We start from the raw sequence: 22,462 nt of genomic DNA on the forward strand, positions 1-22,462 counted from the left end.
CTGGAACGTCTACGCAGGTGTGGACGGAGTTGGGAGCGAGCGCATATGTCGGATTTCGAACTCAACCACGCGGGCGGCCGGATGCCCCTCGAGGTGACGGAGTCGACGGAGGGCCCTTCGGGACTGCGGGTCGGAAGCCTCATGAAGGAGACGGGGCACGTCACACTCGACCCCGGTTTCACCAACACCGCATCCACCACATCGGCGATCACCTATATCGACGGTGAGGCGGGCATCCTCCGCTACCGGGGTTACCCTATTGAGGAACTGGCGGAGAAATCGTCCTTCCTCGAGGTGGCCTACCTGCTGATCTACGGTGAGCTGCCGACCACCGACCAGCTGGACGAGTTCACCGACAGCGTCCGCAAGCACACGCTGCTCGACGAGAAGTTCCGGGCCTTCTTCTCCGCCTTCCCGCGCCGCGCCCACCCGATGGCGGTCCTGTCGTCGGCGGTCAGCGCGCTGTCGACCTTCTACCAGGACAGCCTGGACCCGTTCGACCCCGAGCAGGTCGACCAGTCCAGCATCCGGCTCATCGCCAAGCTGCCCACCATCGCGGCCTACGCGTACAAGACCTCCAACGGGCAGCCGCTGCTGTACCCCGACAACTCGCTCGGGTACGTGGAGAACTTCCTCCGCATGACGTTCGGGCTGCCCACGGAGCCGTACGAGATCGACCCCGAGATCGTGCGGGTGCTGGACATGCTCTTCGTCCTGCACGCCGACCACGAGCAGAACTGCTCCACCTCCACGGTGCGGCTGGTGGGCTCCAGCCAGGCCAACCTGTTCTCGTCCGTCTCCGCGGGCGTCGACGCCCTGTTCGGACCGCTTCACGGCGGCGCCAACCAGGCCGTCCTGGAGATGCTGGAGCGCATCCACGAGAACGGCGACAACATCGAGTCGTTCGTGGAGCGGGTCAAGAAGAAGGAGCCCGGCGTCAAGCTCATGGGCTTCGGGCACCGCGTGTACCGCAACTACGACCCGCGCGCCGCGGTCGTGAAGAAGGCCACCGGCAAGGTGCTGGGGGCGCTCGGCAAGTCCGACCCGCTCCTCGACCTCGCCATGCGCCTCGAGGAGGTCGCGCTCAGCGACGACTACTTCGTCGAGCGGAAGCTCTACCCGAACGTGGACTTCTACACCGGTGTCATCTACAAGGCGATGGGCTTCCCCACGAACGCCTTCACCGTGCTGTTCGCGCTCGGCCGGCTCCCCGGCTGGATCGCCCAGTGGCGCGAGATGATGAACGACACCACGACGAAGATCGGCCGTCCGCGGCAGGTCTACGTGGGCCCGGGCGAGCGCCACTACGTGGACCCGTCCGCGCGCTGACCGGCCTCGGTCACGCCACCGGCCCACGATGGGGGGCCTTCGCTCCCTGTCGATCGGCCGCATCGTCCCAGGTGACGACACAGTGCGCAGCGGGCGGGCTCGCGGCCCGCCCGCGCGCGCTTCCGATACACGTCCCTTCCTTCCCTGTAGCGCAGGGCGCCCGACTGATCGCATTCCGGAGACCTCCGCGTTAGCCTGTGGACGGCGATTCCCCCGGCGGAAGGCGGCCCGGTCGATGCCCTCCCTTGTCGAGACGCGACTGTCCAGCCTGGACTTCTGGGCGACGTCCCAGGCCGAGCGCGACGAGGTGTTCGCCGGCCTGAGATCCGCGAGGGAACCCGTCTACTGCCCCTTGCCGGACGAGCCCGGCTTCTACGCCCTGACCCGGTACGAGCAGGTCGCCGAGGCCAGCCGCCGTCCCGAGGTGTTCAGCTCGCAACCCACGGCGGTCAGCCTCGTGGACCCGCCGGAGGCGATCGCCGAGTACTCCGGCTCGATGATCAGCATGGACGACCCCCGGCACGCGCGGCTCCGCCGGATCGTCTCGCGCTCGTTCACCCCGCGTATGGTCGAGCGGTTCGCCGGGGACGTCACGGTCCTCGCCCGCCGGATCGTCGACGAACTCGCCGAGCGCGGCCCCTGCGACTTCGTCGAGCACGTCGCGATGCCGATGCCCCTGCGGATCATCTGCTCGATGATGGGCATCCCCGACTCGGAGTACGACGGGGTCATCGACGCCACGAACATGATCCTGGCGATCGGCGATCCCGACTACGTCGGCCCGGCCGGCGAGGACCGAATCACGACGCTGCGCGACAAGTTCGCCCACCTGCACGAGCTCATGGGCGATCTGGGGCGGCTGCGCGGCAAAGAGCCGGCGGACGACCTCGTCACGGCGCTGACGCACGCGAACGTGGACGGGGAGTCGCTCACCACCGTCGAGCTTGCCCGTTTCTTCACGCTCCTGGTCGTCGCAGGGAACGAGACGACCCGGAACGCGCTGTCGCATGCCCTCTCCCTTCTCACAGCGCACCCGGACCAGCGCGCGCTGCTCGTCGCCGATGTGGAGGGCCGTCTCCCCGGGGCGGTGGAGGAGGTCGTCCGCTACGCGACACCGGTGACGTGGATGCGGCGCACGCTGTCGCAGGACTACGAGTTGTGCGGCTACCTGTACAGGGCCGGCGAGAGAGTGGTGCTGTACTACAACTCGGCCAACCGCGACGACGCCGTGTTCCACGAGCCGCACGCGTTCGACATCACGCGCTCGCCGAATCCCCACGTCGGATTCGGGGCACCTGGACCGCATTTCTGTCTCGGCGCCCATCTCGCCCGCCGCGAGGTCACGGTCCTGCTCCGGGAGCTCTATACGCACCTTCCCGACCTGCATGCCACCTCCGCTCCCGTACGGCAGCGGACGAGCTTCATCAACGGGATCAAGTCCCTTCCCTGCGCCTTCTGAAAGTCGCAAACTAGGGCATTAGTCACAAGTTTCTCTGGCTTGTCCACAGAATGGCGTTCTGCTTTTGCGGTGAGCCCTCGTGGGTGAGGCTGGTTCGCGTCACATCCCGTACACGGAAAGGCGCGGCCATGCCCGCACAGATCACAGGCGGAGACCTTGGACCGAACCAGTTCGCCGCCCGGCTCGGACTGACCCGATGGCAACTGCGCCTCGGCCGGGAGCACGGGCTGCTCCCCGAACCCGACCTCGACGGCGAACGGTGGTCGGCCCGGCTCGTCGACGAATGCGCCGACCGGTCCGTTCAGGTGGTCGCGCGGTTCGGCGAGGACCCCCCGGTCGGAGCGATCCGCGCCGCCGCGAGGCTCGCCGTGCGCACGGGCCTCGACGTCGAACGCCGCGACATCGAGGTGCTGGTGGCCCGGGAGGACCTCGAGGTCGTCAGCAGCTTCCGCGGACACCCGATCTACCTTCTGCGCGACCTCGACGCCCTCGATCCCGCGGCGGTCCGCGAGGTCGTCTCCGCCCGGAAGGGGCCGCTGTTCGACAGCGTCGACCCCGGCGGGGCGGTGACGATCCTCGGCTGGCCGCGGAAGACCTTCGACCGCATCGCCGGCGAGCGGAATCTGGCCACCGACCGGTTCGGCCGCTACGCGCTCGCCGACATCCACGCTCTCGCCGCCGACGAGACGCTCGTGCAGGAGGTCCGCGAGGAGAAGCTCCGACGGGCCCTGGCCAAGGCGAGACGAGCCGAGACCGACATCGAAGACGTCGTGCGCGGGTGGATGCTGCGCTGCACCGCCTACCTCGACCGCGACGCGGACCAGCCCCCCGACCCGGCCCTCCTCGGCCGCGCGATCCGCAACCTGGTGGGGACCCGGGCCGAGAGCGCCAGATACGAACGAGAGGGCGTGTGAAGGGCGCCCACGGTGCGACACGGGAGCGGCGACCACGGACTCCCAACGGCGTCGCGAGATCGGCGCCTCTCCTGTCCGTCGACCGGCGCGGGGTCACGTCCGCCGCGTGTTGTAGCGCCGCCCCGGCGGACGCCTCCCTTCACTGGTCTGGCTGGCTATCGCGGCGTGGAGCCGGTCGCGGGCTTCGGTCCGGGACATCGCCGGAAGGCGTTGGGGGAGATGGGTCGCCAGCGTGGAGGGAGCGTCGACCAGGCCCTCGTCGTCCACGGCGGCCTGGGCGCCCGGCCATGGACCGAGAAGCACGGCGGACAGCTCGCCCGGGTGGCGGTCGAGGAGCGCGGCGATCCGACCGGCCTCCTCCACGCAGTCGGCCACCAGGAGAAGGCGCCGGACGGCGGACGCGCCGGTGCTCCGCCGGATCGCGAGTTCGGTCTCCAGATAGGCCAGCGCGGCATCGAGGTTGCCCGGGATGAACAGGCCCGGGGCGTTCTCGTCGAGCAGTTCGTCCTCGGCGAGTCCGAACAGCCTGCCGGCATCGGGCCGCGGGATCACCACCAGGGAACTGTCCCCGTGCTCGTCGAGCGCGGACAGGGCGAGCACTCGAGCGCTGTCGACCGCGCCGCTCCCCGCGAGCGCCAGCGCGGGCACCGCGAACGGGTCGAGGGAAGGACGGTAAGTGAACGGAGCGGGCCGCGAGTCGGGTCCGCCGGCGGTTGCGGAGAGCACCGGCATCCCCGCGGTCGCCGCCGCGAGGATCCGGTGCCGGAACGGGTAGCAGATCGCGACGGCCGCCGGGAGGAGGAGGCCGAGCAGAAGAACCGGTTGCATCGGACGTACCTGCGGCTCGTCGTCGGCCTGCTCCCGCAGGCGCAAGGGGGCCTGGCCGCTTCCTCCGCCCCACGGAGTCGCCGTCGGAACCGGTGTCGGAACCGGCGCCTGGGGAACGCCGTCCGGAGCCTGCGATGCGGGACGGGGATCCGGCTTGTCGAGCGGTTTCGGCGGAGTGGGCCGCCGACGCCCTGCCTTCGGTTCCTTCTCGAACCGTCCCCGCCTGCGGGCCGCGTCGCCTCCGAGGCCCGCCGCCCTCCTCCGCGAGCCGTCGAAGATCGCCAGCCAGGCCTCCCTGCACAGCTGCGAGGCGTACCAGTCGCGGTCGAGGCTCGGCCGGCAGGGGGCCGGCGCCGATCTTCGCGGCTCCGGCCGGGGCCCGGACGCCGCATCGGCGGGCGCCGCGGCGAAGGAGATCAGGCCCGCCGCCGCGGTGCAGCCGAGCAGTCCGCAGGTACAGCGGACGATTTCGCCGAATATGTCTGTCATCCTGGGATCTGCCAGGAAACGGGTCATCTTCGCCCCGGGGGATCGCGTTGGTCACCGTCAGAATGCCGATCGTAGTCAATCCGGCTACGGAGCGTTGACCATTGCTCGCACTCGACTTACCGATCGCCCGGTCATCACTCCGGCGAAATGTGCTGCACATCCCTAATCGTCCGGATATAACCATCGTCATCGGGCGACCTGAGAGCAGCCACACTTGCCCCGCGAGAAGGTTCACCCATGCGAACCGGAAAGTAAGGTCCCCCGCCTTCGACTCACCACTTCACCGCAAAGCCCCAATACATGCGTATTTCGCCGCTGAGGTCATCAAATGACCGTCCATGCTGACAAACCGCCGCAAACGCTGCCCTGCCCGGTGAGCCATGAGATCGCAGCACTCCTCGTACTCGGGCCCTGAGCGTGATCTTGTGGGCAGGTCAGGAACGGGCGACCGGATCGACGTCGGATCGCGTGAGGTGGTCGTCCCGCTGGCACGCCGCCCTCGTGGATCACACGGAAGTACTGCTCATCGGAAGGCGAGCTGGTGTCGGCAAGACGACGGTGGGGTGGGAGGTCTCGGCGCTACTGCGCTCCGAGGCGGTCGTTCACGCGATCAACGCTGGTGACTTCATGGGGCAGGCGCATCCGGCCCCAGAGGGAGACCCCCAGCGCGCGGAAATCAGCGAGATGTATCTGACTGCCGTGTGGGCGAACTTCGCCCAGCGCGGCTACCGGCGTCTGATCTATGAACACCATGAGCGTTGTGCCGGAGGCGGCGGGCATGTTCGAGCGTGCCATGGGGGCTGGAGTGCGGATCGCACGCGCCCTGCTCACCGCCTCCGGTGAAACCGCCCGCAAGCGGCGGGTGGGACGAGAACTCGGCTCAGAGTTGGAGCAGGAGTTGGAAGGAAATGTCCGAAAGGCGCGAGTTCTCGACCAACGAGCCCCCGCGGAGGCCGTGCGAGTGGCGACGGACGGGCGGCTCGTCGTGGACACCGCGCGGGAGGCGGCTGCCGCCACCGGTTGGGCCGGGCCTCACTTCGCTCGCAGATCATGATCGTTGATGGGCTGGTCCGGAAAACGGCACGGCCAGCGATGATCATCAGTGTGTGAAGAAAGAAGGTCAGTCAGGAGCCGCAGGTCACAACATAGATCCTTCCCGTTGGCAGGACATGCTCAAATCCCTGATGGGCCGCTTAGCGCTGCGGGCTCGCGCGGGTGGAGCCCGGCCCGCGGGCTGGGCGGTTGGTGCTGGGCCTGCTGTCTGACCTGCCGCGGAAGAACTGCTGGACGGTCGCGGAGTGGGCCGGGGAATCGGGCAGCATGCAGCACCTGGTGACGAAGCCTCGTCGCGCGCCGAGGCGTATGCGGAATGTGCTTGGTGATGCGTGTGGTGACACGTCGCGAGGCACCGTACGTGCTTGACGGGGCCAGGTGGTGCGTCTGGGCGGCTTGGAGCCGCATGCAGCGCCGGGGCCCGCCGGGACCTCCGGGGCCCGCTGCTCGCTGGCGCAACCGACCGGGCCCGCTGGCGCAACCCACCAGGCCGCTGGGGCCTGCTGGCGCCGCTTGCTGGCGCAGAGAGCTGCTGCCGCGTGTGTTTGGTGGGGTGTGTGTTGGGTGTCGCATGCGCTTTGGACTGTGCGGGTTGGGAGTGGGCGTTTTGGGGTGCGTGCGCTGGCATCAAGGGGCTCATCTGGGGCTGTCGGGGGCGGCGTCGCAGGTCTCCGTCGCCGCGCGGAGGGTGAGGGGAGCACCCGAGAGGCGCCCTGCGTGGTGCGTGTCCTAGTGCAGGTTCCGCACGGCGTCGAACCGCAGGCAGCGCATACGCCCGGATAGCGCTGGCGCAGCGAACGACCAGTGTGTGGTTGGCGCCGGGTGGGTGTTGTCGTGCGTGCTAGGTGTCGTGCTTCTCGGATCGTGTGTGCTTGGGGTGGGTGTGCTGGGCGCGTGTGGCGGCGCCGAGTGGGTGCGTCTGGGGGGCTGGTGGGGTGTTTGGTCAGGCGGCTTGGGGGGCGGTGGCCGGGGAGTGGATGACGTCGTACATGCCCAGGGGGAGCGTGTCGCCGTAGAGCCAGTCGTTGACGGTGCCGGTGAAGTCGTCGGGCGGGGCTACGGCGAGAAGGAGCGGGGTGAGGAGGGTGAGGCGGACCTGGAAGGGGTTCGGCGGAGTGAGATGGACGCGCCGGCCAGTGCCCCAGAAGTCGCTGAAGTCGGCCTCGGCTAGCGGGAGGTCGGCGTCGATCTCGCGGGTGCGGTCGGCGGGGCCGGTGGACAGCCAGGACCAGTGGTCCGTCAGGAGGCGGCGGGCGGTGGTGCGCAGGACGTTCAGGGCGGCCAGGTCGTGCGGGCAGGCGACGTCGGTGATCTGCAGTTCGGGCAGGCCGAAGCGGCGCAGGCCGCGAGTGCGCAGGCGGACGCAGGAGCAGCCGTTCACGCCCTCGGGATCGCGGTCGGGGGCGGCCGCGGTGCAGCGGCCGTTGGCACGGAAGGGCGGCAGCACGTCGCCGAGCCACTCGTCGGCAAGGACGAAACGGGTCCGCTCCTCGGTGGGCGCGGCCAGGACGTGGCCGGTGACGAGGTCGGCCGGGACGCCGCCGAGGGCGGCGGACAGGTGGAGAGCGGCGGCGCGGGCCACCTGGACGGCACGGGGCTGGTCGGTGATCGGGGCGCAGGCCGTGACGACGGCGAACTTGGGGGCGTCGTGGAACGCGCGTTCGCGGCGCCGGTCCTCAGGGCGAGGCGCCCTGATCCCGCGGGGGTCCCAGCGGAGGCAGGCGACGTCCTCGCGGACCACCTCGAGCTGGGGTGATCCGAGGCGGCCGGCGATGTGCGCCGCGTAGGGGCCGCTCGCGTCGTGGAGCAGGCCGGTGAGGTCGTGCGGGACGTGTTCGGCGGCCACGGCGAACCGGGTGGTCGTGGTGGCGGGGGCAGGGAAGACGATCATGGTTTCTCCTCACTGGAGGGGCCGACGCCGACCAGCCTGCGGCCCCGGCGGAACAGACGGAAGCCGAACAACGTTCTGTGGATAACCAGGTCAACGCATGGGCAGTGCGGCGTAAAATCGGTTCGGGGCGGCCGTCGTCGGCCGCCCGATCGTGATCCGGTGGGTTGCCACGGCCTGGGTGCGCCTGACAAGGCCCCTGCCGGCTGGACCGCCGCGATGGAGCGGGATCCCCGATCGTCTGGCCGGAATCTCCGGACGCCCGATGCAACGTTGGGTAAAATCACCATCACTCGCAGTTATGATCTTCATTTCGTGCCGCCGACCGGGGACCCGGGGCGCGGGATCACCTCGATATCGAAAGGCGAACGGCATGTGCCGACTGTTCGGGATGAGCACGGGCGGACCCCGCGTGAGGGCGGCTCATTGGCTGCTGGACGCGCCGTCCAGCCTGCGGGCGCAGAGCCACCGGATGCCGCACGGCGCGGGGCTCGGCTGGTTCTCCCTCGGCGGTGAGCCCGTCCGCGACCGGGCGCCGCTGGCCGCCTTCGAGAACGCGGACTTCGACCTGCACGCCCGCAACGTCCCGTCGCACACGTTCGTCTCCCACGTGCGCGACGCCTCGGTCGGCGGCCTCACCGTGCACAACTGCCATCCGTTCGTCATGAACGACCGCCTGTTCGCCCACAACGGGGTGGTGAAGGGGCTCGACACGCTCCGGACGTGGTTGACCGACGTCGAGCGCGCGCACGTCGCGGGCGAGACCGACTCGGAACTGGTGTTCGCCTTCGTGACCGCGGAGATCCGGCGGCACGGCGACACGACCACCGGGATCATCGAGGCGGTGCGCCGGATCGGGGCCGAGCTGCCGGTGTTCGCGGTCAACCTGCTGATCGCCGAGGCCGGGCGGCTGTGGGCGCTGCGCTACCCGGAGAGCAACGAGCTGTGGGTGCTGTCGCCGGACAAGGGCGGGTCGAGCGGCCGCGACGGTGCGGCGATGCCCGCCGTCGTGATCGCCAGCGAGCCGATGGACGACCAGCCCGGGTGGCGGCTGCTGGAGCCGGGCGAGCTGCTCGTCGTGGACGGGCTGAACGAGACCTCGCTGTTCCCGTTCGAGCCGCCCCGGCATCCGCTGCGCCGTGCCGACCTGTCGGCACGGGAGGCCGCGTCGCAGCAGACGGCCGTCGCCGGGGAGCCCGTCCAGGGCGTGCGGATCGGCTCGCTCCGGTCCGCGACGGCGGGCACCGGCGCGCAGCCGGTTCCGGTCCGCGGCCCGTTCACGCCGCTGATCCTGCGGAACGCCAAGCCGGAGGCGGTCCGAGGGCCGTCTGTCTAGTTCCGACACGCCGTTGACCACGGAAAAGACCAGCTTCGGCCGATTTCGTGCGGATTGGCGCCGCATCAGGGGCGGATTCAGGGGGAATGTGTACGTTGGGTAGATCAACACTGCTGTGAGCTGCGGGGACGGCCCCGCCGCCCAGCTCTGGGAACAGGAGGTCCCCGTGACCCGAACGCTGTCGAGGGGCACCCGCGTCACCGGTGCCGAACGCACGCAGCTCGCGGCCGAGCTCGCGCCCCGCTACGCGGGCGGCGAGAGCATCCGCGACCTGGCCGCCGAGACGGGCCGGTCGTACGGGTTCATCTACAACGTCCTGAAGGAGGCCGGCGTCCCGCTGCGCGGCCGCGGCGGCAACACCCGGCGCAAGAAGGACTGACCCAGCTCCCAACGCGGACACAGTCGAGCACGAGCAGAAAGAGCGGAACATGGCCGGACGTCCCCCTCGCCCCCCGGGGGGACCCCGCGCGCTAGGACCGGCGGGACGCCCCGGAGACCTCGGAGCGCCCGTTCAGGCTGGCGAGATCGGCCGCCGCGCGGCCGGCGACCCAGCCCTCGTAGTTGGACACCGAACCCGCCCGGCCCCTGGCCAGGTTGGGGAACATCGCGTCGACGGCCTTCTCGACGGCCAGGTCGCGCGCGGCCAGGACGGGAAGCAGATCCTTCCCGCCGGCGTCCGCGGCCGCCCGGCTCGCCGCCTCACCGGCCGCGTCCCGGAGGCGCTCCCCGATGCGCGCCGCGTAGGCGTTGAGGAACGCGTGGCGGAACGACCGCGTCCGTGACCGCCCGCGCGCGTCGCGGCGAGGTCCGGCGTGCACCATCGCCGCCGTCGCCTGCACGAGCAGCGACGTGAAGAGCATCTCCACGGCCGCGAGATCGGCGGGGAACCCCAGGACGGTGGAGAATCCCAGTTCCCTGTGCCATACGGCACGGCACCGGTTGGCGTCCGCCACCACGGTGAGGAGCACCGCCTTGGGCGCGTCGTAGGGATTGTCCACCGCGACGCGGCGTCCCGCGGGGCCGCCCAGGTTGCCGGTCTCGGCGGCCAGCAGGGCGTGGTCGATGCTGTGCCGCGCTATCAGCTCCTGGGCGCGCGCGCTGAGCGCCTCGGCCTCCTCGGGGAACTCGGTCGACTCCGCCTTCGCGAGCAGAGCGCGGACCTTGCCGAGCATGCGCTGGTCGACGCCTTCGAACCCGTCCCGGACGGGCACCTCCCGCAACGGCGTCCCTGGAGGCGGGCCGATGCTTGCCAGCTTCGGCAGGCATTCCAGCAGGTGGACGAGTTCGGTGCCGCAGGCGATGAACTCGGACCTGTCGGTCCCTTCGCGTTCGCACCAGGCGTCCGGGTGCTCGTCGTCGTCCTCCCACCAGATCTCGGCGCCGATGAGGGCGAGTTGCTCGCGCCACTGCGCGGTCACGGTCGCGGCGGAGTACGCGCGCATCTCGGCGGCGATCGCGTCGGTGGCGAGGCGGACGTGCCGGGCGGTGCGGCGGCGTGCCGCGTACCGGACGACATCGGCGGGCTGCCAGCCGCGCTCCCAGGCGAGGGCGACGCCGCGTTCCAGCCGGGCGGTGAGGCACCGCGCGGTGACGAGGGGCCAGCCCGGCACGTCCGGACGGTCGGCCAGCGCGGCCACGAGGAGGTCGAACGCGTCGCCGTCGCCCCGTGCCAGAGCGCGGACGGCCTCGGACGTCAGGGCCTCGGCCTCGTCCAGCAGGGACGGCCCGGGGCCGCAGGGGCCCGCATCGGAAGAGGACTCAGCCTGCCGTGGCCGCCACCACGCCTTCCGCACCGGTACTCCCGTCGTCGTCCGAGGCTCCGTCATCTGACCACGAGGCATACTGCCACGCACGGACGGGTGCCCGGGCGTGGACGTCCGCGCGAAACGGAGATTTCACCGTCGGTGCACCTCGACGGTGCGGGCGCTACCGGCTCAGGTCCTGGCCGCGCATCTCCTCGACCACCACGCTCTGGTAGGCGCGGGTGGTGTCCGGGACGTAGCTGAGCCGTGCGAGGGCCTTGCCGTCGTGGTCCCTGATCTCGAAGTGGTAGCCCTCGGCGACGTCGCCGACGTGCGCCACGGCCTGGTCGTGACGGAGCCGGCACATGGTGTCGACCTTCTCCAGCGCGACTTTCAGGCTGCCCGCGTCGCTGATGAGCCGTGCCGGCTCACTCGTCTCCCAGATCTCGAACATGGTCGCGTCCTGTCGGCGGTCGGGTGGAAGGAACGGGCGGGGCATTCCAGGCATCGGGCATAGCTTGCGCTGATTTGATGGATCTTTCAATCAGTACAGGTCTCGGATTGATCACTATTCGAAACCGCGTACGGGCATAGCGTCATGTTCCCATGTGAGGCAAGTGAGCGCTTTCCTCTTCGCGAATCCGGTCGGTAGGGTCGGACGCACAGAACCGAATGTGATTCGGAAGGGGCCGGAGTGGACTACCGCGTCGTGTCCATCGTCCGCGACCACGCCCGGGACCGGGGCGACGCCCCCGCCATCACGGGCGACGGCCGGACGATCAGCTACGCCGAGCTGGACGAGCGCTCCAGCCGGGCCGCCCGCGCGCTCCTGGCCGCCGGGCTCGGGGCCGGGTCGCGGGTCGCCTACGTGGGCAAGAACGCGCCCGAGTTCTTCGACCTGCTGTTCGGCGCCGCGAAGATCGGCGCGGTGACCGCGCCGGTGAACTGGCGGCTGACCCCCGCCGAGATCGCCGCGATCGTCGCGGACGCGCAGGCGCCGGTGACCGTGGTGGACGCCGAGTTCGCCGCGCTCGCCGGGACGCTCCCCGGGCGTGCGGTGACGACCGGCGAGGACTTCGAGGCATGGCTGGCGGCGCATCCGGCCGACGACCCCGGATTCGTCGGCGAGCCCGGCGACGTCGTCGTGCAGCTCTACACCTCCGGCACGACCGGCGTGCCGAAGGGCGTGCAGCTCGGCAACGCCAACTTCGAGGTCGGCGAGCGGATGGCGCGGCGCTGGCGGCTGGACGGGTCGTCGGTCAGCCTGGTGCCGATGCCGCTGTTCCACATCGGCGGGACCGGCTGGGCGCTGGCCGGCCTGTACGCCGGCTGCCGCCAGGTCCTGGTCCGCGACATCGACCCGGCGGCGCTGGTCGACACGTTCGAGCGCGAGCAGATCACCAACGCGTTCATCGTCCCGGCGGTCCTGCAGTTCATGTGCCAGGTGCCGGGCGCCGCGGAGCGCGACTACTCGGCCCTGCGGGCGATCACCTACGGGGCGTCGCCGATCACGAGCGAGGTGCTGCGGCGCTCGCTGGAGACCTTCAAGGCCCCGCTGTTCCAGCTGTACGGGATGACCGAGACGACCGGCGCCATCGTCCAGCTGGAACCCGAGGACCACGACCCGGACGGCCCGCGCGCACACCTGATGCGCTCGGCCGGCCGGCCCTATGCCTGGGTCGAGGTGAAGATCGTCGAGCCGGGAGGGGGCGCGGAGCGCGCGCCGGGCGAGGTCGGTGAGGTGCTGGTGCGTTCCTCGCAGAACACCTCCGGCTACTGGAACCGGCCGGAGGAGACGGCCCGGCTGCTGGCCGGGGACGGCTGGCTGCGCACCGGCGACGCCGGCTACGTCGACGCCGAGGGCTACCTGTTCCTCACCGACCGGATCAAGGACATGATCGTCACGGGGGCCGAGAACGTGTACCCGATCGAGGTCGAGGAGGTCCTCGCGGCGCATCCCGGCATCGCCGACGTCGCGGTCATCGGCGTGCCCGACGAGCGGTGGGGCGAGACCGTCAAGGCCGTCGTCGTCCCCGCGCCCGGCGCGGTGCTCACCGAAGACGAGGTCCTCGCCTACGCCCGCGAGCGGCTGGCCGGGTTCAAGCGCCCCCGCTCGGTCGACTTCGTGGACGCGCTGCCGCGCAACCCCAGCGGCAAGATCCTCAAGAAGGACCTGCGGGCGCCGTACTGGGAGGGCCTCGGCCGGACGATCGCCTGACCCTCGCCGGGGCGTCAGTCCTCGGCGACGGTGACGACGGTGTCCTTGGCGTCGGGCTCGGTGAAGCGCAGGAGGGCCTCGCCCTCGGCGGTGAGCTCGTCGAGGGCGGCCCGGGGGAGGGGTTCGAAGGGGCGCAGCCGCAGGGTGGCGACCTTGCGCTTGTACTCGGTCTCCCAGACGCCGCGCGCGAACCCGTCCCAGAGGAACACGGCGCGGACCCGGAGGTTCTTCGTGGTGAGCGACGGCCGGTGCGCGTCGGCGATGATCCGGCGGCGGTCGGCGTGCGCGAGGACGAGGCTGTCGAACTCCGGCAGGAACCGCGCGGGGGCCGGGACGTCCTCGTCCGGGCGGGGCGCGCCGGGAAGGTCGAACAGCTCCCGGCCCTTGTCGTCCGCGAAGACGGACAGGCGCGGGCGCAGCCGTTCCAGGGCCTCGCCCGCCGAGCGCAGTCCCGACCAGGTCTGCGCGTCGGCGGCGGACGCCGGCCCGAACGCCTCCAGGTAGCGGAGGACGAGGTCGTCCTCGGCGGCGCCGGCGGACGGGGCGGCGCCCAGCCAGCCGTCGGCCGACGCGAACTCGGCGGAGCGCGGGAAGCCCCACCTGTCGTCGGTCGGGACCATGACCAGCGGCACGCACATCCGGACGGCATAGCCGAGCGCGCGGTCGTTGACGTCCGGGAAGCGTTCCTGCAGGAGGGCCCGCACCTCGTTGAACGTGCGCGGCCGCTCATCGAGGAGGGAGCGGGCGGCGGGGACGACCTCTCCGAGGTCGAGGCCCTTGGCACGGTCCCCGAGGACGCGCATCGCCGCGTCCAGCATCGGCTGCATCGACGTGCGGAACGCGAGGTAGTCGGACGCGGTCATCAGGTGCAGGGTCGCGCGCATCATGGTCGCGCGGACGAGCGTCCGGTCGCGCAGGGCCGTGTTCAGGTCGGACGCCTGGAAGCCGTCGAGCCGCGACCACAGCCCCACGAACGGCGGTTTGGGCTCCTGCGCCTGCATCCCGAACAAGCGGCCCACGGCGTCGGCGACCGGCACGCGTTCGCGCGCGAGCAGCAGTTGCCGGGCCAGCGTCGCCCTGTTGAGGGCCTGGACGCTGAGAGTGTCCGCCATCGTGTCCGCCTTCTCGCCGGCCCCGCGGCACTCGGACGGTCCGGCGGGGATGGTTCGGGGATGCCGACCTTACCGACGCCCTAGGACACTCCCCGCACACCGGCCGGGACGGCTCCCTGCACGCCGGCCGGGAGGGGCTCCATGAACACAGCCCCCGCCCGTTACGGGTCGGCCCGCCTCCGCTCCACGCCGGCCACGTCCGCGATCGTCTCGCGGACGCAGCGGCGCAGCCACGCGTGCGCGGGGTCGGCGTCGTAGCGCGCGTGCCAGGCCAATGACAGGCGCAGGGGCGGCATGGGCAGGGGGATCGGGACCCACACCAGGCCCAGCCGCTCCACCAGGGGCCTGTGCAGCCGTTCCGCCGCGAACCCCATCAGGTCGGTTCCCCGGACGACGAGCAGCGCGGTGCTGACCGTCGGGACGGTCCCGGCGACGCGCCTGGAGCGTCCCGTCTCCGCGAGGAGTTCGTCGATGGGCCCGGTCAGGCGGCCGCGCCGCGTGTTGGTCAACTGCGTGGTCGCGCACCAGTCGTCGAGCGTCACCTCCCGGCCCGCGAGGGGGTGCCCGGGGCGGACGACGGAGGAGAACCGGTCCTCCAGGACCGGCTCGACCCGTGTGTCGGTCGCCTCGTCCGTGATGACGCCGATCTCCAGGTCGATGGAGGCGCGCCGCAGAAGGTGGGTGTCGCGCGGCCCCTCGCCGAGGAAGCGCAGGGTGACGCCTGGGGCGTCGCGTGCCATCCGTTCCAGTAGGGGCCCGGACAGGACGGCGATCGTGCCCTCCTCTGCCTGGAGGGTGAAGGTTCCCTCCAGCGTGCGCGGGGAGAAGGCGTCGTCCGCGGAGAACAGCGCGTAGGCGCGCTGGACGAGTTCATGCACCTCCGCGCGCACCGCGAGCGCGCGCGGGGTGGGCACCATGCCGCGGCCCGAGCGCACGAGCACGGGATCGCCGAGGGCCTTGCGGATCCGGCCGAGGGTCCGGCTCATCGCGGGGCTCGACAGATGCAGGCGCTCGGCCGCGCCGGCGACGCTGCCCTCGTCCAGCAGGACGTCGAGCGCGACGAGCAGATTGAGATCCAGTGCGGATTGCACCAGACGCACTCCTCACGTGCAGAAGATGCATTTGAAAGCAAGTCACCGCAAGCCTACGTTGGTGATCGCGGAGGCGGCGCGCGCGGCCGGATCCCCGCCCCCCACCTGTCGGCTCAGCCCTTTCCGGCGTGCCCGAGGCACGCCCGCGAGTGACTTCGAGGAACCCCTCATGACGATCGATGCCGTCCGCGCCGCCGCGCCTCCGGACCGGGGACGCGCCGCCCGGCGCGCCGTGCCGCCGCTGATGTCGGCGTGCGTGGTCCTGGTCGTGGCGATGGTCGCGGCGATCAACCTCTCGATCCCCAAGCTGTCGGCGAGCGGCCTGCGCCCGTCCGCGACCGGCCTGCTGTGGATCGTCGACTCCTACGTCCTGGTGTTCGGCTGCCTGCTCATCCCGGCCGGCGCCGCGGGCGACCGGTTCGGGCGCAAGGGCGCGCTGCTGGCCGGCCTCGGCGTCTTCGCCGCCGGCTGCCTGCTGTCGGCGGCTGCGCCCGCGGTCGCCGTGCTGCTGGCGGGCCGGCTGGTCACCGGGGCCGGGGCGGCGCTCATCATGCCCGCGACGCTGTCGCTGCTGATGCAGGTCACCGAGCCGGCGCGGCGCCCGCAGGCGGTCGCGGCCTGGACGGCCGCGACCGGCGTCGCGGGCGCCGTCGGCAACCTCGCCGGGGGAGCGGTGCTGGAGTGGCTGCCCTGGCGGTGCCTGTTCCTGGCCGGCGCGCTCGCCGCCGGTGCGCTGGCCGCGCTGACGGCCCGGCTGGCACCCGCGGGCGAACGGCACCGCGCGGACCTGGACGTGCCGGGCGCCGCGCTGCTCACCGCGGCCCTGTTCGCGCTGCTCTTCGGGATCATCGAGGGATCCGAGCGCGGCTGGACCTCCGCGCCGGTGCTGGGCGGGTTCGCGGGCGCCGCCGTGCTGCTGGCGGTGTTCGCCGTCCACGCGACGCGCGCCGCGCACCCGCTGCTCGACCCGCGGCTGTTCGCCCGCGCCTCGCTGCGCAGCGGCGTGCTGGGCATCGGGGCGGCCTTCTTCTGCCTGTTCGCGCTGTTCTTCGTCAACGCCCAGTACCTGCAGTACGCCAAGGGGTACTCGCCGCTCGTCACCGGCGCGGCGGTCACGCCGGTCGTGGCCGGGATGATCGTGGTCTCCCGGCGGAGCGTCGGCCTCGCCCGGCGGTTCGGGAACCGCGCGGTCATCACCTCGGGGCTGCTCGTCCTCGCCTGCGGGCTCGGGCTGCTCTCGCTCGCCGACGCGGCCACGCCCTACCCGCTCTACGCGCTGGAGCTGCTGGTCATGTCGGCCGGCATGGGGCTGTGCGTGCCGCCGCTGTCGGTCGGCGTCATGTCCGCGCTCCCGCCCGGGCGCGCGGGGCTGGGGTCTGGGCTCAACAGCGCGGCCCGCGAGATCGGCAGCGCGCTCGGCGTCGCGGTCCTCGGGACGGTGCTCGCCGGCCGCTTCTCCGCCGCCCTGCCGCCGGGGCCCGCCGGCCACGCCCATTCGGCGGGCGAGGCGATCGCCGCGGCGGACGCCTCCGGCGCCGGTGCGGGAGTGCACGCCCAGGTCGTCTCGGCGTTCACCGACGCGATGTCGGCGGGCTTCCGAGTGGTCGCGCTGATCGCCTGCGCGGCGGCGCTGCTGGTCGCTCCAGGCCTTTCCCGGGCGGACCGGGCGGAGGGGGCTGGTCGCGCCGGCCAATGAGATATAACGTGTTCTCCCGAAGACGAGATATAACTCGATGACCCGGAAGGTGGCGATGAGCGTGGCGCAGAGCCCGCGCGGTGTCCGCGGCAGGCTGCTGGACCGGATGTTCGTCCGGGGGCGCGTCGAGGACGTCCGGCCCGGGCCGGGTCGCATGCGGTGGATCGGCATCGGCGGCGTACCCGGCCTGGACTGGACGCCCGGTCAGCACGTCCGCGTGCACATGGCCGACGTCACGTCCGCGCGGACGTGGGTCAGCGGCAAGGTGCGCGACGCGCTGCGCACGTACTCCGTTTGGGACTACGACGCGGCCTCCGGCGTGCTGGAGTTGTGCGTCATGGATCACGACGGCGCCGGTCCGGGGGCGCGCTGGGCCCGTTCCGTCCGGCCAGGGGAGGAGGTCGTCTTCAACAAGCCGGAGGGTTCGTTCGTGCTGCGCCCCGCTCCGTACCACCTGTTCGCGGGCGAGGAGACGGCCTCCGTCACGTTCGGCGCGATGCTGCGCGCCGCAGGGCCGGACGAACCCGTGTACGGCGCGGTGGAGGTCGCCGAGCCGGAGGACCGGTTGCCTCTGCCGCGGGGGGAGGAACTCGCGTGGTGCCGGCGCGGCGCGGCCTCGGCGGCGTCGTCGGAGATCCTCGTCGACGCGGTCCGCCGGCTCGATCTTCCCGGCGAGCCGGGGTTCGCCTACGTGGCCGGGGAGGCACGCACCGTACAGGCCATGCGCGCGCATCTGGTCGGGGAGCGGGGCTGGCCGCGCAGATCCGTGCAGGTCAAGCCCTACTGGACGCCCGGCAGACGCGGGATGGACTGATCGCCAACGAGCGTCGGGGGCCGGGGTTACGGGGCGATATTTCGTAAAATGCACGTGCATCAGCCCTTGCACCTGCACGCCATTCCTAGCAGGATTGCCCCGGACCCCCGCACGTGAACTCGCCGGAGATCGCGATGACCGCACACTTGAGCGACAGTGACCGACAGGCGCTGCGGCTGGCCCAGGATCTCCGCGAGGAGATGCGGGCGGCACTGCCCCAGCTCTCCTCCGCGCCCTCGGTCTCCCCGTTCGTCGACCAGGGAGGGACGCCCAGCGTCCTGCTCCGGATGGACGCCGACACCGCCCGCGCGCTGATGGCCGTCCTGGCCGAGCGTCGCACGGATCGGACGGCCCCTCCGGTGCCGGAACCGCGCCGGGCCGACGGCTCCCACGTCCCGCCGCCCGTGCCCCCGCCGGGCGCCCCCCAGGCGGGGCCCGCGCCATACCAGCCGATCGTGGCGGCCGCGCCGTTCCCGGAGCCCGCCTACGCGCAGGCCCCCTTCGCCGAGGCTCCGGCGGTCAACCCGGTGTTCGCCGGCGGGACGGGCCCGACCCCGCTGGTGCCGTCGGTCTATCCGACGCACTGACCCGGGTCCCCACGTCCTCCTCCGGACCGCCGCGCGCGGTCCGCGGCCCGGCGCCGCCGTCATGGCCGCCGCCGGGCCGTCTCGCGGTTCACGGCCCTCCAGAGCCGCCTCCGGTATTCGCCCGGCCGGTACGTCCGGCCGGGTTTTCTTGTGCGCGTGCTCCTTCGGCGTATCGCCCTCGCGGGCTCGCCGGCCCGATGCCGATCTCCGCTTCCGGGCCGTGCCCACCGGCGTCCCGGCCGGCATAGGAGATCGTTTCCCGGCGAATAAAGATCGTTCTTTAAGATCTTTCCGATCGGGGCGCCGACCTGCGCATCCGCCCGGATCCCCTGCGGGAAAGGCGATCCCGCCGACCGGCCGGAAAAACGATCTATCTGGGCCAAAGGTAAAGAAATCGCCCATTTGACTCAAGTGCGGCAATGCCGGATATAGTCAACGCCAGGTCAAGGTCAAAGCACCGTTGACCTGGCCAATCGCATAGCCGTCGCCTCCCGCCCGCCAGGCGGGAACCCTCAGCCGAACCACGGCCGTACCATGCACCGGCCGTGACCGCGCAGGGCCCAGCGGGCCCCCGGTCGGCACTCTCTCCCGCTTCACTGAAGCCCGCGTCGCGCGCATGCCCGCAAAGGAGCAGCGCGGACGGACGCGAGCTCGGCCCGTCATGTCCGCGGGCCGTCCACGCGGGTTCCTTACCGCGGCGGCATTCCCGAGTCCCGAGTCTCGGAACCCGTTCCGCATGCCCGGATCCTCCCTGTGCTCCGGCGCCGGAACGGCTGTCCTGTACGCCGAACTAAGGAATTTCATGCAGCAGCGGACGATCAATCGCGTGTTGACCGGTGTCACCGGCGCGGCTCTTGCCGGGATGCTGGTGGGCGGCGTGGCGGCCGCCAGCCACGACGACTCCGCTCCCAAGCCCGACAGGCTTCTGGCGCAGCAGCAGGACATGGCCGCGCTGAAGCAGAAGGCCCCCGAGAAGAACACCTCCTCCGAGACCCTGGCCGAGTCCAGCTCGAAGTCCGCCTCCAAGAAGCCGGAGGCGAAGAAGACGGACGCCAAGGTCTCCGCCTCCAGGGACGCCAAGAAGAAGGCCGCCAAGGGCCCGAAGGCGATCCTCAGCGGCACCACCACCGCGTCCTACTTCTGGGACGACGGTTCCGGCATCAACGGCGACACCGGCGCCCCCGCGAGCGGCGAGCCGATGCAGAAGGGCCTGTTCGCCAGCCCGAGCTGGCCCATGAACACCAAGGTCAAGGTCACTTACAACGGCCGCAGCGTCACCGGCTTCATCGGCGACCGCGGGCCCGGCGCGCCCTCGCACGACGGCGTCATGCTCGACCTCGACACCTACACCTTCCGGTACCTGCTGGACGGCGGCAAGCCCGACAGCAAGTACGACGCCGGCACCGGCGAGGGACACCTCCAGGGCGTCAAGTGGGAGGTCCTGTCGTGGGGCTCCGGCGCGGGCACCAAGGGCGACCCGCAGCCTCTGGGCTGACGGTTCGTGAGCGGATTCACGGGCCGCCGCTCAGCGACGGTCCCGTGAGCCGCGCCGCACGACCCTCTCCGGCGGGACCGCCGGAACGCATGGAACGGCAACGCCCCGGCGATCCGATCGCCGGGGCGTTCTCCGGCTTCAGGGGCGGTGGTCTTCGCCGGCGCCGCCCGGCCTGCGTGCGGCCAGCAGGCGGTGCAGCGCCTCCGCGGCGGCGTCGACGCGCGCGACCGAGCACGTCTCGTCGGTCACATGCGCCTGCTCGGGGTCGCCCGGCCCGTAGATCACCACGTCCGGCCCGCCGAGCAGGCCCGCGAGGACGGACGCGTCGGTGAAGTACGTCGCGTACTCCGGTGCGGCCCCGGAGGAGCCGGGGGCCAGGAGTTCCAGGACCTCCGGCATGCCCGGCGCCGCCGGGTCGGTGGCGACGCCGGGAAGGTCCACGAGCCGTTCGAGCTCGACCTCCCCGCCGCACAGCTCCGAGATCACCGCGACCGCCTCGTCCGCGCCGAAGCCGGGGACGGTGCGGACGTCCAGCCGCATCTCGGCCCGGTCGGGCACCAGGTTCGGCTGCACGCCGGAATGGAAGGTGCCCACGTTGACCGTCGCGGGCCCGTGCGTCGGGCTCACCGGCCAGCCCGCGTGCCCGTGCACGCGGACCGCCGCGGCGGCCAGCGCGGCGAGGGCGTTGCGGCCGAGCTCGGGCCGGGACCCGTGCGCGGACACGCCCCGTGCCGTGGCCTTCAGCCAGAGCGTGCCCTTGTGGCCGAGCACCGTCCGGTTCCCCGTCGGCTCGGCGACGATCAGCAGGTCCGTGGCGGCGAGGGCGGCCGGGTCCAGGGCCGCCGCGCCGTCGCACCCGGTCTCCTCGCCGAAGGTGAACACCAGCTGGGGCGCGGGCAGCCCGTCGCGGACCGCCCGGACGGCCGCCTCGACCTGGCAGGCGACGCCCGCCTTCATGTCGCTGCTTCCCCGCCCGAGCAGGCGCCCGTCCCGGACGTCGCCGGACAGCGGGTCGAACGACCAGCCGGACGCGTCGGCGGGCACGGTGTCGAGGTGCCCGGTGAACGTGACCGGGACGCGCGCCGCCTCGGGCCCGTGCCGGGCCACGACGTTCGCCCGCCCCTCGGCGGGCTCGTCCACCCGCACGGCGAATCCCGCGCCGTCCAGCACGTCCGCGACGAGGTCGGCGGCCCGCCGCTCGCCGCCGCCCCGGGTGTCGATCCGCACCAGCCGGCGCGCGAGCTCGAGCGCCTCGCCCATCTCCTGACCTCCCTCTCAAGGCCCGGCCGGGCGGCCGGGACGTCTCAGGCCCCCGCCCGCGTGCTCTCCCTGACCACCAGGGTCGGGACGAGCGCGATGTGCGCCGACGGCCCGCGGTCCCCGTCGGCCTCGCCGGCGGCCGCGGCCAGCAGCCGCACGGCCTCGGTCGCGATCCGGTCGCGGGGCTGGTCGATGGTGGTGAGCGCGGGCTCGCTGAGCCGTGAGAACTCGATGTTGTCGTACCCGGTGACCTGGACCCGGCCAGGGACGTCCACGCCGTGCGCCCGGCACGCCCGGGTCACGCCGAGCGCGATCAGGTCGTCGGCGCACACGATGGCGTCGGGCAGGTCGCCGGCGGCGATCAGCCGCGCGGCGGCCGTCTCGCCCCATTCCACGCTGTAGTCGCCGAGCAGGATCTGGTCCGGGTCCACCGCGATGCCGAGGTCCTCGGACCGGCGGCGGAACCCGGCGAAGCGCTGCTCGGTGGAGGAGTTGGTCAGCAGCGAGCCGGCGAACGCCGCCGACCGCGCCCCGCCCGCGTGCAGGTGGTCCATGACCTGCCGCATCGCGGCGACGTCGTCGACGCCGACCCAGTCGGTGCTGGTGCCGCCGACGAACCGGTCGAGCTGGACCAGGGGGAGCCGGCCGGCGGTCTCCTGGACGGCGGCGCCGCTGAGCGTGCCGTGGCTCGGGCTGACGATGATGCCGTCGACGTTGCGGGCGACGAGGGTGGCCAGTCGCCGCGCCTCGACCTCGGGGTCGGACCGCGCGTCGCAGAGCAGCAGCTCCTTGCCCTCGCGGCCGAGGGCGTGCTCGACGCTCTCCACCAGCGAGGTGAAGAACGGGTTGGAGATGCTCGGCACGACCATGCCGACGGTGTCGGTGCGGCTGTTGCGCAGCGCCCGCGCGATGGAGTTGACCTGGTATCCGAGGTCGTCGGCGGCCTTCCTGACCTTGCGCTGGACGGCCGCCGACACGGGCCCGCGGCCCGACAGCACGCGCGACACCGTGGCGGTGGAGACCCCGGCGCGCTCGGCGACCTGGGCGATCGTGACCCGCTGCAATCGTTTACCTCTCCAGCTTGGCGAAAGCCCGGGTGCTGGGCAGATCGACAACAGTCGACCCGATCATACCCCCTTGACGGCCTGCGG

At 71.9% G+C, this 22,462-nt stretch carries 18 protein-coding genes; 10 read left to right on the forward strand and 8 right to left on the reverse strand.

What is annotated here, in order from left to right; translation table 11 throughout:
- Positions 1–45 precede the first annotated feature (45 nt).
- From J4557_RS30915 to J4557_RS30925, 3 genes are all read left to right on the forward strand, one after another.
- Positions 46–1,329 (forward strand): citrate synthase, encoded by a 1,284-nt coding sequence (locus J4557_RS30915; RefSeq protein WP_208270281.1) that lies wholly within the window; start codon positions 46–48, stop codon positions 1,327–1,329.
- A 235-nt stretch (positions 1,330–1,564) separates the two neighbouring features.
- Positions 1,565–2,788 carry a cytochrome P450 gene (locus J4557_RS30920; RefSeq protein ID WP_208270282.1) on the forward strand — a complete coding sequence of 408 codons (1,224 nt, stop codon included), beginning with the start codon at positions 1,565–1,567 and terminating at the stop codon, positions 2,786–2,788.
- 128 nt (positions 2,789–2,916) lie between these two features.
- Entirely contained in the window at positions 2,917–3,702 is a 786-nt protein-coding gene (locus J4557_RS30925; RefSeq protein WP_208270283.1) for a hypothetical protein, read from the forward strand.
- 93 nt (positions 3,703–3,795) lie between these two features.
- Here J4557_RS30925 and J4557_RS30930 read toward each other — a convergent pair whose 3' ends face one another.
- Positions 3,796–4,530, reverse strand: coding sequence for a hypothetical protein (locus tag J4557_RS30930; RefSeq protein ID WP_208270284.1), 735 nt, complete (start codon positions 4,528–4,530; stop codon positions 3,796–3,798).
- Positions 4,531–7,015: 2,485 nt separating this feature from the next.
- The gene (locus J4557_RS30935; RefSeq protein ID WP_208270285.1) at positions 7,016–7,963 is read right to left on the reverse strand and encodes a hypothetical protein; all 948 of its coding nucleotides are present in this window, start codon (positions 7,961–7,963) and stop codon (positions 7,016–7,018) included.
- Positions 7,964–8,333: 370 nt separating this feature from the next.
- On the opposite strand from J4557_RS30935, the gene J4557_RS30940 reads away from it, so the two are divergent.
- The gene (locus J4557_RS30940; RefSeq protein WP_208270286.1) at positions 8,334–9,296 is read left to right on the forward strand and encodes a class II glutamine amidotransferase; all 963 of its coding nucleotides are present in this window, start codon (positions 8,334–8,336) and stop codon (positions 9,294–9,296) included.
- A gap of 166 nt (positions 9,297–9,462) precedes the next feature.
- Positions 9,463–9,675, forward strand: coding sequence for a helix-turn-helix domain-containing protein (locus J4557_RS30945; RefSeq protein ID WP_151538805.1), 213 nt, complete (start codon positions 9,463–9,465; stop codon positions 9,673–9,675).
- Positions 9,676–9,766: 91 nt separating this feature from the next.
- Here the strand turns inward: J4557_RS30945 and J4557_RS30950 are convergent, their stop codons facing one another.
- Together J4557_RS30950 and J4557_RS30955 are read right to left on the reverse strand one after the other, a co-directional pair.
- Entirely contained in the window at positions 9,767–11,122 is a 1,356-nt protein-coding gene (locus J4557_RS30950) for a DUF2786 domain-containing protein (protein ID WP_208270287.1), read from the reverse strand.
- Between the two features lie 100 nt (positions 11,123–11,222).
- Positions 11,223–11,492, reverse strand: a complete 270-nt coding sequence (locus J4557_RS30955) for a hypothetical protein (protein ID WP_190858371.1) — start codon at positions 11,490–11,492, stop codon at positions 11,223–11,225.
- A gap of 240 nt (positions 11,493–11,732) precedes the next feature.
- Between J4557_RS30955 and J4557_RS30960 the strand changes: the two genes are divergently transcribed.
- Positions 11,733–13,256, forward strand: coding sequence for a long-chain-fatty-acid--CoA ligase (locus tag J4557_RS30960; protein WP_208270288.1), 1,524 nt, complete (start codon positions 11,733–11,735; stop codon positions 13,254–13,256).
- A 14-nt stretch (positions 13,257–13,270) separates the two neighbouring features.
- Here the strand turns inward: J4557_RS30960 and J4557_RS30965 are convergent, their stop codons facing one another.
- Both J4557_RS30965 and J4557_RS30970 read right to left on the reverse strand, forming a co-directional pair.
- Positions 13,271–14,368, reverse strand: coding sequence for a winged helix DNA-binding domain-containing protein (locus tag J4557_RS30965; protein WP_208270289.1), 1,098 nt, complete (start codon positions 14,366–14,368; stop codon positions 13,271–13,273).
- A 161-nt stretch (positions 14,369–14,529) separates the two neighbouring features.
- Positions 14,530–15,459: a LysR family transcriptional regulator gene (locus J4557_RS30970; protein ID WP_208270290.1), complete on the reverse strand. Its 930-nt coding sequence runs from the start codon at positions 15,457–15,459 to the stop codon at positions 14,530–14,532.
- Between the two features lie 169 nt (positions 15,460–15,628).
- On the opposite strand from J4557_RS30970, the gene J4557_RS30975 reads away from it, so the two are divergent.
- The 4 genes from J4557_RS30975 (at position 15,629) to J4557_RS30990 (ending at position 20,051) form a co-directional block, all read left to right on the forward strand.
- On the forward strand, positions 15,629–17,155 hold the full coding sequence (locus tag J4557_RS30975; protein WP_208270291.1) for an MFS transporter: 1,527 nt from the start codon (positions 15,629–15,631) through the stop codon (positions 17,153–17,155).
- A gap of 37 nt (positions 17,156–17,192) precedes the next feature.
- Positions 17,193–17,969: a siderophore-interacting protein gene (locus J4557_RS30980; protein WP_208270292.1), complete on the forward strand. Its 777-nt coding sequence runs from the start codon at positions 17,193–17,195 to the stop codon at positions 17,967–17,969.
- A gap of 146 nt (positions 17,970–18,115) precedes the next feature.
- Positions 18,116–18,556, forward strand: coding sequence for a hypothetical protein (locus J4557_RS30985; RefSeq protein ID WP_208270293.1), 441 nt, complete (start codon positions 18,116–18,118; stop codon positions 18,554–18,556).
- A gap of 826 nt (positions 18,557–19,382) precedes the next feature.
- Positions 19,383–20,051, forward strand: a complete 669-nt coding sequence (locus J4557_RS30990) for an RlpA-like double-psi beta-barrel domain-containing protein (protein WP_307800308.1) — start codon at positions 19,383–19,385, stop codon at positions 20,049–20,051.
- 138 nt (positions 20,052–20,189) lie between these two features.
- Here the strand turns inward: J4557_RS30990 and J4557_RS30995 are convergent, their stop codons facing one another.
- Positions 20,190–21,311: a M20 family metallopeptidase gene (locus tag J4557_RS30995; RefSeq protein WP_208270295.1), complete on the reverse strand. Its 1,122-nt coding sequence runs from the start codon at positions 21,309–21,311 to the stop codon at positions 20,190–20,192.
- 44 nt (positions 21,312–21,355) lie between these two features.
- Positions 21,356–22,375 (reverse strand): LacI family DNA-binding transcriptional regulator, encoded by a 1,020-nt coding sequence (locus J4557_RS31000; RefSeq protein ID WP_208270296.1) that lies wholly within the window; start codon positions 22,373–22,375, stop codon positions 21,356–21,358.
- Positions 22,376–22,462: the final 87 nt, after the last annotated feature.

The organism is Actinomadura nitritigenes, assembly GCF_017573545.1.
Lineage (GTDB): Bacteria > Actinomycetota > Actinomycetes > Streptosporangiales > Streptosporangiaceae > Spirillospora > Spirillospora nitritigenes.

Excerpts from the sequence above, each read along its gene's own strand:
- J4557_RS30995 (WP_208270295.1), bottom strand. The coding sequence starts at position 21,311 with ATGGGCGAGGCGCTCGAGCTCGCGCGCCGGCTGGTGCGGATCGACACC.
- J4557_RS30935 (WP_208270285.1), bottom strand. The coding sequence starts at position 7,963 with ATGATCGTCTTCCCTGCCCCCGCCACCACGACCACCCGGTTCGCCGTG.
- J4557_RS30955 (WP_190858371.1), bottom strand. The coding sequence starts at position 11,492 with ATGTTCGAGATCTGGGAGACGAGTGAGCCGGCACGGCTCATCAGCGAC.
- J4557_RS30930 (WP_208270284.1), bottom strand. The coding sequence starts at position 4,530 with ATGCAACCGGTTCTTCTGCTCGGCCTCCTCCTCCCGGCGGCCGTCGCG.
- J4557_RS30980 (WP_208270292.1), top strand. The coding sequence starts at position 17,193 with ATGACCCGGAAGGTGGCGATGAGCGTGGCGCAGAGCCCGCGCGGTGTC.
- J4557_RS30965 (WP_208270289.1), bottom strand. The coding sequence starts at position 14,368 with ATGGCGGACACTCTCAGCGTCCAGGCCCTCAACAGGGCGACGCTGGCC.
- J4557_RS30920 (WP_208270282.1), top strand. The coding sequence starts at position 1,565 with ATGCCCTCCCTTGTCGAGACGCGACTGTCCAGCCTGGACTTCTGGGCG.
- J4557_RS30950 (WP_208270287.1), bottom strand. The coding sequence starts at position 11,122 with ATGACGGAGCCTCGGACGACGACGGGAGTACCGGTGCGGAAGGCGTGG.
- J4557_RS30940 (WP_208270286.1), top strand. The coding sequence starts at position 8,334 with ATGTGCCGACTGTTCGGGATGAGCACGGGCGGACCCCGCGTGAGGGCG.
- J4557_RS30925 (WP_208270283.1), top strand. The coding sequence starts at position 2,917 with ATGCCCGCACAGATCACAGGCGGAGACCTTGGACCGAACCAGTTCGCC.
- J4557_RS30975 (WP_208270291.1), top strand. The coding sequence starts at position 15,629 with ATGACGATCGATGCCGTCCGCGCCGCCGCGCCTCCGGACCGGGGACGC.
- J4557_RS30915 (WP_208270281.1), top strand. The coding sequence starts at position 46 with ATGTCGGATTTCGAACTCAACCACGCGGGCGGCCGGATGCCCCTCGAG.